At 35.8% G+C, this 13,158-nt stretch carries 13 protein-coding genes; 6 read left to right on the forward strand and 7 right to left on the reverse strand.

Going from position 1 to position 13,158, the window contains the following annotated elements; all coding sequences use genetic code 11:
- The first annotated feature begins 96 nt into the window (after positions 1 to 96).
- A complete protein-coding gene (locus FBT53_RS04165) occupies positions 97 to 1,017 on the forward strand; it encodes a DUF1080 domain-containing protein (RefSeq protein WP_136949905.1) in 921 nt (306 codons plus the stop codon).
- 54 nt (positions 1,018 to 1,071) lie between these two features.
- Here FBT53_RS04165 and FBT53_RS04170 read toward each other — a convergent pair whose 3' ends face one another.
- Positions 1,072 to 2,550: a M14 family zinc carboxypeptidase gene (locus FBT53_RS04170; protein ID WP_136949906.1), complete on the reverse strand. Its 1,479-nt coding sequence runs from the start codon at positions 2,548 to 2,550 to the stop codon at positions 1,072 to 1,074.
- 3 nt (positions 2,551 to 2,553) lie between these two features.
- On the reverse strand, positions 2,554 to 3,207 hold the full coding sequence (locus tag FBT53_RS04175) for a peptidoglycan recognition family protein (RefSeq protein ID WP_136949907.1): 654 nt from the start codon (positions 3,205 to 3,207) through the stop codon (positions 2,554 to 2,556).
- Between the two features lie 128 nt (positions 3,208 to 3,335).
- On the opposite strand from FBT53_RS04175, the gene FBT53_RS04180 reads away from it, so the two are divergent.
- Positions 3,336 to 4,670 (forward strand): serine hydrolase, encoded by a 1,335-nt coding sequence (locus FBT53_RS04180; RefSeq protein ID WP_136949908.1) that lies wholly within the window; start codon positions 3,336 to 3,338, stop codon positions 4,668 to 4,670.
- A 726-nt stretch (positions 4,671 to 5,396) separates the two neighbouring features.
- Positions 5,397 to 5,795, forward strand: coding sequence for a hypothetical protein (locus FBT53_RS04185; protein WP_136949909.1), 399 nt, complete (start codon positions 5,397 to 5,399; stop codon positions 5,793 to 5,795).
- A 26-nt stretch (positions 5,796 to 5,821) separates the two neighbouring features.
- Here the strand turns inward: FBT53_RS04185 and FBT53_RS04190 are convergent, their stop codons facing one another.
- Genes FBT53_RS04190 through FBT53_RS04200 form a run of 3 tightly spaced genes read right to left on the reverse strand, consistent with a single transcriptional unit; the run spans position 5,822 to position 7,660 of the window.
- Positions 5,822 to 6,667, reverse strand: a complete 846-nt coding sequence (locus FBT53_RS04190) for a 1,4-dihydroxy-2-naphthoyl-CoA synthase (RefSeq protein WP_136949910.1) — start codon at positions 6,665 to 6,667, stop codon at positions 5,822 to 5,824.
- Between the two features lie 2 nt (positions 6,668 to 6,669).
- Positions 6,670 to 7,029, reverse strand: a complete 360-nt coding sequence (locus FBT53_RS04195) for a hypothetical protein (protein ID WP_010518855.1) — start codon at positions 7,027 to 7,029, stop codon at positions 6,670 to 6,672.
- The gene (locus tag FBT53_RS04200; RefSeq protein WP_136949911.1) at positions 7,016 to 7,660 is read right to left on the reverse strand and encodes a SatD family protein; all 645 of its coding nucleotides are present in this window, start codon (positions 7,658 to 7,660) and stop codon (positions 7,016 to 7,018) included. Before FBT53_RS04200 ends, FBT53_RS04195 begins: the two co-directional genes overlap by 14 nt.
- Before the next feature lie 112 nt (positions 7,661 to 7,772).
- On the opposite strand from FBT53_RS04200, the gene FBT53_RS04205 reads away from it, so the two are divergent.
- Both FBT53_RS04205 and FBT53_RS04210 read left to right on the forward strand, forming a co-directional pair.
- Positions 7,773 to 8,195, forward strand: a complete 423-nt coding sequence (locus tag FBT53_RS04205; RefSeq protein ID WP_240729758.1) for a GNAT family N-acetyltransferase — start codon at positions 7,773 to 7,775, stop codon at positions 8,193 to 8,195.
- Between the two features lie 108 nt (positions 8,196 to 8,303).
- The gene (locus FBT53_RS04210) at positions 8,304 to 9,137 is read left to right on the forward strand and encodes a formate/nitrite transporter family protein (protein WP_136949912.1); all 834 of its coding nucleotides are present in this window, start codon (positions 8,304 to 8,306) and stop codon (positions 9,135 to 9,137) included.
- A gap of 68 nt (positions 9,138 to 9,205) precedes the next feature.
- On the opposite strand, the gene FBT53_RS04215 is transcribed toward FBT53_RS04210, so the two are convergent.
- Positions 9,206 to 10,438, reverse strand: a complete 1,233-nt coding sequence (locus tag FBT53_RS04215) for a glycosyltransferase family 4 protein (protein WP_136949913.1) — start codon at positions 10,436 to 10,438, stop codon at positions 9,206 to 9,208.
- Complete coding sequence (locus tag FBT53_RS04220) at positions 10,438 to 11,949, reverse strand: DEAD/DEAH box helicase (RefSeq protein WP_136949914.1); 1,512 nt, start codon at positions 11,947 to 11,949, stop codon at positions 10,438 to 10,440. The genes FBT53_RS04215 and FBT53_RS04220 overlap by 1 nt, the downstream gene beginning before the upstream one ends.
- 228 nt (positions 11,950 to 12,177) lie before the next feature.
- On the opposite strand from FBT53_RS04220, the gene FBT53_RS04225 reads away from it, so the two are divergent.
- Positions 12,178 to 13,041, forward strand: a complete 864-nt coding sequence (locus FBT53_RS04225) for an RNA polymerase sigma factor RpoD/SigA (RefSeq protein ID WP_136949915.1) — start codon at positions 12,178 to 12,180, stop codon at positions 13,039 to 13,041.
- Positions 13,042 to 13,158 lie beyond the last annotated feature (117 nt).

Here is a 13,158-nt window from a genome sequence, read left to right on the forward strand (position 1 = left end):
ATTTAAAAAAAAATAAGGTGTTACAAAATGGATATTATGTTCTAAAGCTGAAATCCATTACCTTCATCACACTAAAAACTATACAAAAACTGACACATGAAAAAACAACTAATATGCTTATCATTCTTGCTTTGTAATCTTTTAATAAATGCACAAAAAAGCGATTTAGAGGGTCGTTGGGATTTAGAAATAGACTTTCAGGGTAAAAAAGCACCATCTTGGCTAGAAATTAGACATTCTGGGCATGCTACTCATGTTGGTAGGTTTGTATTTGCTTTTGGTAGTGCAAGACCTGTAGCTGAAATTACTATTAAGGAAAATAATTTCTCTTTTATCATTCCTAGACAATGGGAACCTGAAGGGGAAGATATGAAGCTTGTAGGGCGATTGAATAACAATACATTAACAGGAACCATAACATATACGGACGGCAGTAGTATTCCTTTTACTGGTACCCGTGCACCAAAACAGCCGCATAAGGCTTTATATGTAGAAGAAAAACCAATTGCTCTATTAAACGGAAAAAACTTGGAAGGCTGGCATGCAGACCGAGAAGAAAATCAGTGGCAGGTGAATGATGGAATTCTTGTAAATCCAAAAAGTGGCGCTAACCTTATTAGCGACCAAAAATTTAGAGATTTTAAGGCCGAGATTGAATTTAAGTATCCGAAAGGCAGTAATAGTGGTATCTACCTAAGAGGACGTTATGAAGTACAAATTGAAGATAATTATGGTTATACGCCTATGGATATTTATTTTGGCGGCATCTACGGGTTTTTAGAACCTAATGAAAATGCAGCACTACCTGCTGGCGAATGGCAAAAATATGAGATTACTTTAATTGGGAACCGCGTTACTATTGTAGCAAATGGAAAGCGTATAATTACAGACCAAACTATACCAGGCATCACAGGCGGTGCATTAGACAGCAAAGAAGGGGAGCCTGGAGCTTTTATGATACAAGGAGACCATGGCCCTGTAGAATTTAGAAAATTTTTGGTTACACCATTGAACTAAGAAAAAGGAGAGCCCTGCTCTCCTTTTTTAATTTTTAATTTTTAAGTATTAATCTTAACGAATAATAATCCCGTTACCTATTTGTTGTAGCGATAACGGTTTGTTTAAATCGATTAGAAAACCATTAATAACTGCATATTGTAATTTACCATCTTTTTCTAGGAAAAACGTAGGGTTTAATCCAGGTGACACACCAAAATTTTTAAGGGTGAAGTTTTTTGGAACAACATTAAAAGGTGAATTGCTATAAGTTAATTCTATGGGTATGCGCTCTGCTCTAACATAAGCTTGTCCGGTCTTCAATAGTTCTAAGGTATTTAAAACGTGTATTTCATTTCCTTGCGGCATTACTACGTTTTGAGATATTTTTGGCGCTACTATCTTATACCCTGTGGCATCAAAGGTTTCATAGCCATAAAAAGTAGATAAATCCCCTTGGTCTGCTATCACGCTTCTATAATGAAATTTATTATGGTATGCATCGTCCACCTCATTACGTACAATTCCTAAGTCTAAAATATAATCCTCCCCATTTAATTCGTACGTTACATTTTCTAATTTTAGGTCGAATAAATTTCGGTCGTTTTTAGGAATTTTTTCGTATTCTTCTATAGAAATTTCTTGGTAGCTTCCGTCCGCAATAGTATGCAATGCAGAAAGGATAGAAACATAATTAAGCTTACGTATTTCTTGCTTTTCTTGGTCTTTAGGATACCCTCCAGATTCAATCAAAATAAGACTAGTACCCCATTTTGCAATATTGTCTCCAAAAGCACGTGGTTCAAAATCATCACTATAGCGCCCCACTTGTCCAGGAGCATATTGTTGTACAATATTATTCATATACACAATAACCTTCATGGCATTGGCACGCACTTCATTAATATCTTTTTCATAGTTATAAGCCGTAGCTAAATAAGAAACAGTTGCTGGTTTTTCTGTACGTTCCGCATTATAATATCTACTTTGGTCATGCAGATTAAAACCAAAATTGGCATCTAAACTATCCCTTATCTTCTTGAGGACGCGCCCTTCTGGAGATTGTAAACGTAAGGCATCTCTGTTAATATCTATACCCAACGCATTTCTTCTTGTAAACACTTCTGCGCCATCTGGGTTAAGCATGGGTAAAAAATGAAGCTTTAGTTTGGATAATATCGCTTTCTTTTCCGCTTTGTAGGCATCGCCTTGTAAAAAATTAAAGATGTCAAAAATAGCTTGGGTAGCTGTTGGTTCATCTCCATGCATCTGGGACCATAAGAACACATTAATATCACCTTTACCTATACTTATTAATCGTAAATCCCGCCCCTGAATAGACTCCCCAACCTTCTGCACCGTGAAATCAGAATCCTTAGTTAATTTATTGATGAGAGGTTGAATTTGATGGTGTTTAATACGGCGCTTATCTAAGCTTTTTTCTTTATACCTATCATAAGAACCATAGAGACTACTGGTAAAATCTTGAGCTTGCATGGTTAAGAAACCTATAGTAAAAGCAAAAATTCCCAATATTTTTTTTGTGATATTCATAAACTATTTTGGTAAAGGTTTAAAATTCAATTTTAATGTAGCCATTCTTAATTCTGCCATAAATTCTGGTCCTGGGTCCGTTTTAGTGGTTCTGTAACCATCATTTACCTCTAGCCACAGTGGATGGTCTTCAAACAAAGTATATTCATGATGACCAATTAAATAATCTATAGCATATTTATTTTTTAAATACTTTATTAATTTGATGTTTGCTTTAAGCTGAGCTTGGGTTAAAGGAGTATTTTCGGTACCACCAACATTTTCTATACCAATTGCACAATGGTTTAAACCGATAACATGCCGTGCCATATGGTTTTCTGGCATTAACCGATACACAGTACCATCTTGATCCACTAAAAAGTGACTAGAAACATTAAGACCGCTGATAGTAGTTAAATCTGGCCTCCAAGAAGGTAGAGTTGGTCTTTTAAAAGCATCAAAAGAATCCTCTAAAGAAGCAATGGCGGTCCAGTGTACCACAATCATACGGGGGATAATTGTAATCGTCTCTTGTTTTAATTCATATCTATCTTCTAAATATTCTTTAGTAAGTTCAATCCGTTGCTCATCAAAAACAATGGGTTTCTCTTGGATAAATTTACTTGAGCTACAAGACGTAATTATACCAAGTATAAGTAAAAGATTAAATATCTTCATAAGCCTAAATGTACAGCATTCTTAAAGAAACTCAAATTGAAAAGTTACGCTTTACACTTAGTTTAATAAGGTTTAAAATAATTTTTACTACTAGTAGCTTTATCTTTAAGAACTAAAACATAATTCGTATGAAATGGTTTAAACGTGTATTACTCCTATTGCTTATTATAATAGCTATTGTGGTGTATGTAAACTACCCCAAATTAAATATTATCTCTGGATACACCTCTAAATACACCGCTTCTAGTGTATTAATTGCACATAGAAATGCAGCAGATGTAATTGCTAAAGATTTACAAGCACCTTTAGTAGAATTGGCAGACACAGAATATAGCGTTCAACAAAAAACAGCTGTAAGTAAAGTTTTTGGATTATTGCCAAGAAAGGCGGTTGCACGTAAAGGCTTAGGAGCGGTATTGGTCACTAAAGATTATGATGAAAACACTCCATATTTATCACCCAATAGAATTCAAAAGTTCGATTCACTCCCCTATCCCTATGGACATTTACCAGCTAAAGACTCTGTATTTACCACAGTAGACTATAATGCCTTGCAAAAGGCAGTAGCATTACCCTTTGGGAATCCTAAAGTGCAAAAAACACGAACCCTATTAGTGCTTTACAAAGGGCATTTGTTGCATGAGAAGTATGTAGATGGTATTACGGTAGATACTCCAGTTTTAGGTTGGAGTATGACTAAGAGTATATTAGCTACACTTTACGGCGTTTTGGAACACCAAGGAAAATTAGAAATGGACTGGCCTGCTCCTATAACCGAATGGAAGAATGATGAACGAAAAAACATCACTTTAAATCATTTGTTGCGTATGCAAAGTGGTTTGGAATGGGAAGAAAATTACAGCAAAATATCTGATGTAACTAAAATGTTGTTTTTAGATACAGACATGACCTTGGCACAGAAAGAAAAAAAGGCAATTGCAAAACCTAAAGAAATATGGAATTACAGTTCTGGAACTACCAATTTGCTTTCAGGAATACTGCGCCAACAATTTAGAACCCATCAAGAGTATTTAGACTTTCCGTATAGTGCACTATTAGACAAAATTGGAGCCCATAGTTTTTTATTAGAGGCAGATTTGGCAGGGAACTACGTGGCTTCTTCTTATGGTTGGGCAACCACCAAAGATTGGGCCAAAGTTGGGCAATTGTATTTAAATAAAGGCCAATGGAACGGACAACAGCTCTTTTCTCCGGAATGGGTAGACTATGTAAGCTCCCCAACAGAAAATAGCGACGGTCTATATGGGGGTCAATTTTGGTTAAACGCAGGAGGAGACATGCCAGATGTACCAAAGGATACCTATTATATGGATGGCTTTGAAGGTCAATTTGTATACATTATACCCTCTAAAGACTTAGTAGTAGTAAGGACAGGCTTATCATCACCACCTAATTTTGACGCCAATACCTTTTTAGGAGCGTTAGTTAAGGCCATAAACTAGTAATAAATAACAGGTTTAACAGTTATTACCACAGTATAACATCCCTACACAACAATAGTTTCTTTTGTAGGGAGACTACTCCTACTTTTACATCGTAATAAACAAGGAAGTAAATTTTTTCATTTTCATATAGTGTTCTCGTAAAAGGGCTTTGTCTACAGACAAGGCTCTTTTTTTTTGGTACAATTTGAGGTTTGTGAACTCATAAAAATACAAGTAATGAGAAAATTAAAATAGTATTGCGCATCAGTCTAAAAAAATAACTGGTATTCTAATTTTAGTAGTACTGCCAAAATAGAAGTTATTTACAACATTCCAAGAGTTAACCACAAGTTTTAATAGGTTGACAACAATAGTTATGATAAAGATTAGAAGCAGGGTACATTTACAACGTATTAAGTAAGAAATTAAAATTTTCATTTTCATATAGTGTTCTCGTAAAAGGGCCTTCGTCGACAAACAAGGTCCTTTTTTTATGTCCAATTTTTACTTCACCACAAGATTTGCTAAGTACACAACAATAATTGTGCAGACAGTCACTACGGCACTACTTTTACAACGTATTAAATAAGAAAAATAAAATTTTCATTTTCATATAGTGTTCTCGTAAAAGGGCCTTTGTCTTCTGACAAGGCTCTTTTCAAATTAAGCCTACCCTACTACATTATGTGACTTCTTAAGTAATTCTGTGTCTTAATTAGTGTATAACCACAAACACTATAATAAATGAGAGAAGTATTACTACTATTGGCTTTGGGATTAATGAGTTTTATGAGTGTTACTGCACAAAATTCTGAAAATAAAACCGAAGAAGTCATAAAAGAGGAAATAACAGAGGAAGACCTCAAAGCTAGAGAGAGAGCCATAAAGGCGGAACAAAGAGCGGCAAAAAAGACCGAAAAAGCCCTTAAAAAGCATCAGACAGCAGAGAAAAAACTCTTAAAAGCTCAAAAAAAAGTACGTTCTAATGAAAGGCGTATTGCCAAACTAAGGAACAAGCTTAGAATGGCAGAAGAATTGGAACCTGTAAAAAAAGAAAAGCTAGAATACCAATTAGCTAAGGCCGAAAAGGAATTAGAAGGCAATCAGAAAAAATTAAATAAAACCCGTTCCAAACTATATTAAGGAACGGGTTTCCTTTTTTTATAGGATTAAGGAATCCATTTATTTTCACCAAAGTTAGGCTTTCGTTTTTCTAAGAAAGCATTTCTACCTTCTTTGGCTTCATCTGTCATATACGCCAAACGGGTAGCTTCTCCTGCAAATACTTGCTGGCCAACCATGCCATCATCCGTTAAGTTCATGGCAAACTTTAACATTTTTATAGATGTAGGCGATTTAGCCAATACTTCTTGTGCCCATTGGTAAGCAGTTGCTTCTAGTTCATCATGGGGTATTACCGCATTTACCATTCCCATTTCGTAGGCCTCTTGCGCTGAGTAATTTCTACCTAAAAAGAAAATTTCACGCGCTTTCTTTTGGCCCACCATTTTGGCTAAATAGGCAGAGCCATATCCGCCATCAAAGCTAGTTACATCGGCATCTGTCTGCTTAAAAATAGCATGTTCCTTACTTGCTAGCGTCATATCGCACACAACGTGCAGACTGTGGCCACCGCCTACGGCCCAACCAGGTACAACAGCTATAACCACTTTAGGCATAAAGCGTATTAAGCGCTGTACCTCTAGTATGTTTAACCTGTGGTAACCATCTTCACCAACATAGCCTTTATGTCCCCTAGCCTTTTGGTCGCCACCGCTACAAAATGCCCATTTACCATCTTTGGTAGATGGTCCTTCGCCAGAGAGTAAAACTACGCCTATAGAAGTGTCTTCTTGTGCGTCATAAAATGCCTTATACAATTCCGCCGTGGTTTTTGGTCTAAACGCGTTACGTACATTAGGTCTATTAAAGGCAATACGTGCCACACCATCGCACTTTTTATAGGTAATATCTTCAAATTCTATGGCCGTTTGCCAATTGGGTGTATTATCCATTGTTATAAATTAATTTTTATAAAAGGTTTAAAAAGTAGGAATGCCAATACCGCAGCTGCAATAGAGATAAAATTTCCTACTATAAAATAATCATTATTTACTTTGGCCTCTTTATCACTGTCCAAACGGGTCCCTAATTTAATAGCACCAAAAAGAATCAAGGCAGAACCTTGAAAACCAGTTAGCAATAAAAAAGTTAAAAATACACGCTCTAAAAAGCCTTTAAGCCAAGAGGTACTTTTTTGCCCTATACTTTTTCTACTGTTCTTAGGATCTAACCATTTAGATACCGCATAGAAGATAATGAGCAAAAAGACTTCTATAATTACATAGTATAAGATGTGAAATTTAAGTTCGCTCATTTGCTATGATATTTAAAATCAATTTTTTTACGGTTTCGTAGGCCTCAATTTGTAAAGAATTGTACTTTTTCCAAGCTCCAGAACGTGTTTTGTACAATCCTATTTCTTGTAATTTTTTATAATCCTTATGGGTTAAAAATGCGGAAATAATTTTAGATTCACTGCTTTTCCACCCTGTTTTTATACTTTGGTACAAATATAAGCTCAGTTGTAGTTGCATGTCTGTATACGATTGCAATTGCACATAATAATGGGGTTCCATTTCTTTGAGCGATTCTAAACCTTCTCTGGCCCGCGTTAAACCACTACCATACATCTCATGGGCTATTTTAGGGTTTATAGGTGTTTCTATTTCACCATAGACCAATGCATAGCGTAATTTAAACGGATAGCCCAATGCCAACAATTGTTCGTCTAAATAAAATAGAAGAGCAAATAATGTATTTTTATTAGCTACCACTCCTTGAAACTCGTCTCCTAGCGTTATGGTCAAGGGCGATAAAATAGCATCCGATAAAGTAGAATTGGCTTGTTTTATGAGCGATTTAAACGCCTCCATAAAACCTTTATCTTTAGTAATGGAGCGGCTATCGATAACGTCTGCCATAATTATGTAATACTGCTCTGCCATTTTTTCCTATTATTGGAGATAATAATTGATATTTCCTAAATTAGGAAACAATATACAAAATTTCCTTAATATGGAAATAATAAAATAGCAAAAAGCCAGTATCTTTAACCCAGTGAAAACTGAAATCCATATTAAACCTATCCATTACACCAAAACATGGCCTATAAGGCATAGCGTAATGTGGCCTAACCAATCCATAGATTTTGTAAAACTAGAAAAAGACGCAGAAGGTTCGCATTTGGGGTTGTTTGTAGGAGTACAATTAACCAGTATTATTTCTTTATTCCATACCCAAGAGGGAATACAATTTAGAAAGTTCGCCACACTAACCGAAGCGCAAGGAAAAGGATATGGCACTCAATTGTTAACCGAAGTATTTAAGAGGTGCTCTAATGATTCCGTTTCTCGCATTTGGTGTAATGCGCGTGTTGAAAAGGCTAAGTACTACGAGCGTTTTGGTCTGCAAAGAACCAATAAAACCTATAGAAAAGGTGGTATAGCGTTTGTGGTGATGGAGAAATTGTTTTGTTCATAAACCAAGCTCTTAAAACTGCATAAATTATACTAAACAGCATGGGGAAAAGCACGTAAAAATACCAATTCAGTTAATCCAAGATATTTAAAGCTAGTAATTTGCAACGCTATGGCAGAAAAAGAAGAACTGGATAAAAAAATTGAGGAGGTGCATGAAAATGCGAACCAAGAGCAGGTGAAAACTGAAGAAGCTATCTTGGTAGACCAACTTTGTGAAGGGCTGGAAACCTATAAAAATAAAAAGACCAATGTTTTTATCAGTGCCTTAATTGCGGGCTTAGAAATCGGGTTTAGTTTTTTACTCTTGGCCATTTTACATCATTTATTAAAAGGTAAAGTCTCAAAAGACCTTCTGTTTCCTCTTTTGGCGTTTGCCTATCCTGTGGGATTTATAATTGTAGTTCTCGGGAAATCTATATTATTTACCGAACAAACTTCGTTGCTAACCCTTCCTGTTTTACACAAAAGACGTTCCGTAAAAGAACTATTACAATTATGGGGCATTGTTATTCTAGGTAATTTATTAGGTGGGTATATTTTTGCCTTTCTGGGTGGCCATATAGGGCTATCTTTAGAGATTATAACCATAGAAAGCATAGAAGAAATTGCACATCACGTTTCTAAATCGGGACCGCTATTGACCTTAGGTAGTGCTATTTTTGCGGGGTGGCTTATGGCCGTATTATCTTGGCTTTTAAGTTCTTCTAGAGATACTATTAGCAGAATTGTTATTATCTATTTAATAACCTTTACAGTAGGTTTTGCTGGTTTTCACCATAGTATTGTAGGAAATATTGAGGTCTTTGCAGGACTTATTTTTACGCACAAGGTTTCTATAAGCGATTACCTGGGTTTTCAAGGTCTAGCCCTACTGGGTAATGCCATAGGTGGTGTAGTGTTTGTAGCGGGTTTACGTTACCGTGCTTTTGCCTCTAATTTTTAGATGCATTCAAAGAAAAACTATTTAAACTAGGATTTAAACTGTGTCTCCAGTAAAGAAAGTAGAAAATTCTAACGGTTTCCTTTATTTTTTTCCGTAATCCACTTTCCCATATATTTTGTTGCATTCAAGCTATTGGAATGCAAAAGATTACCTATTATATTTTTAGCACGATGCGAGACGATATTCTCTTGAATATTATGGTAGGTGTTTAAAAATTTCTGTGATTGTTTAGCTTTATCAAAATGATTTTTTAAAAACTGGAATCCTTTTTCTTGCGCTTCTTGCCAGAGCTTTTCATCTTGATAAAAGCGTATCACTTCATCAACAAATTCTTGGGTTGTATTTCCAATACTTCCAGGCCAATTTTTAGGGTCCCCCATTCCCTCTACGCCAATTTTGGTTGTGATACTCGGCGTACCACATTCCATAGCTAGACTTAATTTACCTTTAATTCCTGCTCCAAACCGCAAAGGTGCTACCACCAAACGTGCCTGTCGTACTTTGTCTTTTAAATCTTTTACCCAACCATGTACTAAAAAACCTTCTTTTGGATTATGACATTCTTGCACTCGTTGCGGTAAATAGGCTCCGTACACGTGTAATTTTGTGTCCTTAGGCAATTTTTTGCGTAACAAAGGCCAAATTTCCTCTTTTAAGTAGGTGATGCTATCTACATTGGGTCCATGTTTGCCGTTACCAAAAGTTATTACATCCTTGCGTGTCTCAAAAGTAGGTGTTACTTGTGTTTGTGGACGTATTGAAAAGGGTAAATGCAGAAGATAGTCTGGTTGTATACCTATTTCTCGCTGTAAAAGCTGCATTTCGTAATCTGAGACAAGTAGGGTTAAATCGCATCGGTAAATACTACCAATTTCTCGTTGCGTTTTTGGATGGGTGTACCAATCTTGTAATTTAAATGGATACTTCTTTTTATGTGCTATTTGCCGAGCTTCCCGCAAAGAATGTAAATCTTCCGTATTCAAAATCCGTAAGGCATCTGGGCACTGTTCCCGTACACGCCAACCAAATTGTTCTTCCAACATAAATCGGTCAAAAACAACTACATCAGGATTTAACCGCTGTAAATAACTATCAAATGTATCACTATTTAATGCAATTGCTTGGCAATGCACACCAAGTGCTTCTAAGTTGGTGGAGTATTCGGTTTTGACAGCGGAGGTGGCAAAATGTACTTCAAAATTGTGGGTTAAAAAGAACTCCAATAGTTGTAACATACGCTCGCCAGCCGCTGTGGTATCGGGTTCTGGCCAAACATATCCTACAATCAATATTTTTTCCATTACATACGTTGCGCAAATTTCTTAGAAATACTAGAACGTAATTTACGTTCATAGTCTTCTTCTAACCACTCTTTATAATTCTTGGTATTGTTCATGATGCAGTATGAATATTGACGTACGCGATAAGCAATTTCATCTTTCAACTCCTTAGCCAAAATTCGAGCATCAAAAACATCTTCGCTATTTTCTACACAAATTTCTGCGTGCTGTTCAATGCTTCGTTCTAGCACTAATTTTGACTTTAAACCTTCTGCAAAAACCTTTTTGTATTCCGCCTTAATATCAAACTTTATGTTTTCAGAATTCTTGAATTTCTCGCGCAGCTCGTCTGGCATTTGGTACACAAAGTCGCGCTCAATATCTTCATCATTCTTAATATTCTCCAAGTAAAAGTCTGGAAAATGAAAAATTTCTTGCCAATCTACTGGTTCATCCCAAGGACCAAAACGAGCAATATTATTCCCCAAATCAATAACGTTAAACGTATCCTTATTTTTTAATTTACGAGACCCTCTACCAATCATCTGAAAATAAAGCGTAAGGGAGCGTGTGGCTCGGTTTAAGATGATAGACTCTACGGAAGGCTCATCAAAACCGGTGGTTAAGATACTTACTGAGGTTAAGATTGCATCAGGGGTAGTGTGGAACCAGTCTAATATTTCTTTTCGCTCAGCGCTAGTATTTCTGTTGTCTAAATGGCGAACGTTGTACCCTGCTTTTTTAAAAGTCTCATATACGTAGTAAGATGTGTTGATTCCGTTATTAAAAATAAGTGTTTTGGTTCCTTTAGCTATTTCTTCATAAGCCGCTAAAAGCTTACCTAACATGGAGTGGTTACCGTAAAACTCTTCTGAAGATTTAACGGTATAATCTCCATTCATGCCCAATTTTAAAGTTCTAAGGCTTACATCATAATTGTACAGCTTGGCTTTAGCTAAAAAACCATCTTGTATTAATGACTTTATAGACTTCCCTACAATTAGTTTCTTGTAGTTGTCCTTCATCGGTAATTTAATATTAGAACTTAACGGCGTTGCCGTTACACCGAGAATGTTAGCTTTTTCAAAAAACTTAAATAGTTTTCTAAAACTATTATAATGAGCCTCATCTATAATGACTAAACCTACGTTTTCTAACGTTATTTTTTCTTCTTGTAAGCGATTATTCAAGGTTTCTACCATGGCTACAAAACAGTTGTAGTTTTCTTGGTCGTCTAATTCCTTTACTTCGCTATTAATAACCTTATTAGTCACCCCAAAACCTTTAAGCATTTTAGAGGTTTGTCCGCTCAATTCTATTCTATGGGTAAGCACTACCACTTTTTTGCCAGTCTGTTCTATATACCTACGGGCAATTTCTGAGAACACCACCGTTTTACCACCTCCTGTTGGTAATTGGTAAAGCATGTTGCTCCCTTCTGGCATTTCTTCTAGCTCCTTAAAAATTTTTTTAAGGTCTGCTAGCTGATAATCATATAAACTTTTTTTAGCAACTTTCTTCTGTACTTCCAAAATTGTCTTGGTTTAGGCCGTTTTTTAAAAAACCCTACAAAATTAGGAGATTTTAAGGCCTTAAAAAAGAAATTATCTTGCTTTAACCTAAAAAAATACAACTGTTCTAGTATGTATGTGAAAGCGAGTTGCTTATAACTTTTAGAAAACATTATCAAAACCTATTTGGAAATTAGCGAGTTATGCATTATACTGAGAGCTTATACACTTAAAAACAGAACAAAGAGAATGAGGCAATTAAAAATCATTAAGCAGGTAACTAACCGTGAGTCCAAATCCTTAGATAAATACCTACAAGACATTAGCAAGATTGATTTGATAACTGCCCAAGAAGAAGTAGATTTAGCCCAACGTATTAGAGCCGGCGACCAAGTTGCACTAGAAAAGTTGACCAATGCTAATTTACGTTTTGTGGTCTCTGTAGCTAAACAATATCAAAACCAAGGCCTTAAACTTCCAGATTTGATAAATGAAGGTAATGTAGGATTAGTCAAAGCAGCAAAGCGTTTTGATGAAACTCGTGGTTTTAAATTCATCTCTTATGCTGTTTGGTGGATTAGGCAATCCATTTTACAAGCCCTTGCAGAACAGTCTAGAGTAGTTCGCTTGCCTTTAAACAAGATAGGTAGCATTAATAAAATTAAAAAGACGTTCTCTTATTTAGAACAAGCCCATGAGCGTCCGCCTTCTCCAGAAGAAATTGCGAAGGAACTAGATATGACGGTTTCAGAAGTAAAACAGTCTCTTAAAAATACGGGCAGACATGTTTCTATGGATGCGCCTTTAAAAGAAGGAGAAACATCTAATTTATATGATGTAATGAATTCTGGCGAGTCTCCTAAACCAGATAAAACCTTAATGCACGAAAGTTTAAATACTGAAATTAACCGCGCATTAGATACCCTAAGTCCTAGAGAGGCAGATGTTGTTCGTTTGTATTATGGTATTGGGGAAAACCCTAGTATGACTTTGGAAGAAATTGGTTCTACGTTTGACTTAACCCGTGAACGTGTAAGACAGATTAGAGAAAAGGCCATTAGAAAATTGCGACACAGCTCTAAGAGTAAAATCTTAAAAACCTATTTAGGTTAAAATAAAAAAAGGGAATCTAACTACTAGATTCCCTTTTTTCATCACACTATATAAAATTAAGAACAATTCAATGACTTGATTTCAAAGTGATTTAAAATATCGTTTAAATTCTGAATG

This window comes from Flavobacterium sp. ASW18X, assembly GCF_005144745.1.
Lineage (GTDB): Bacteria > Bacteroidota > Bacteroidia > Flavobacteriales > Flavobacteriaceae > Croceivirga.

What these genes read in the sequence shown, in the direction of transcription:
- FBT53_RS04165 (WP_136949905.1), top strand. Translation starts at nt 97, where the DNA reads ATGAAAAAACAACTAATATGCTTATCATTCTTGCTTTGTAATCTTTTA.
- FBT53_RS04170 (WP_136949906.1), bottom strand. Translation starts at nt 2,550, where the DNA reads ATGAATATCACAAAAAAAATATTGGGAATTTTTGCTTTTACTATAGGT.
- FBT53_RS04175 (WP_136949907.1), bottom strand. Translation starts at nt 3,207, where the DNA reads ATGAAGATATTTAATCTTTTACTTATACTTGGTATAATTACGTCTTGT.
- FBT53_RS04180 (WP_136949908.1), top strand. Translation starts at nt 3,336, where the DNA reads ATGAAATGGTTTAAACGTGTATTACTCCTATTGCTTATTATAATAGCT.
- FBT53_RS04185 (WP_136949909.1), top strand. Translation starts at nt 5,397, where the DNA reads ATGAGAGAAGTATTACTACTATTGGCTTTGGGATTAATGAGTTTTATG.
- FBT53_RS04190 (WP_136949910.1), bottom strand. Translation starts at nt 6,667, where the DNA reads ATGGATAATACACCCAATTGGCAAACGGCCATAGAATTTGAAGATATT.
- FBT53_RS04195 (WP_010518855.1), bottom strand. Translation starts at nt 7,029, where the DNA reads ATGAGCGAACTTAAATTTCACATCTTATACTATGTAATTATAGAAGTC.
- FBT53_RS04200 (WP_136949911.1), bottom strand. Translation starts at nt 7,660, where the DNA reads ATGGCAGAGCAGTATTACATAATTATGGCAGACGTTATCGATAGCCGC.
- FBT53_RS04210 (WP_136949912.1), top strand. Translation starts at nt 8,304, where the DNA reads ATGGCAGAAAAAGAAGAACTGGATAAAAAAATTGAGGAGGTGCATGAA.
- FBT53_RS04215 (WP_136949913.1), bottom strand. Translation starts at nt 10,438, where the DNA reads ATGGAAAAAATATTGATTGTAGGATATGTTTGGCCAGAACCCGATACC.
- FBT53_RS04225 (WP_136949915.1), top strand. Translation starts at nt 12,178, where the DNA reads ATGAGGCAATTAAAAATCATTAAGCAGGTAACTAACCGTGAGTCCAAA.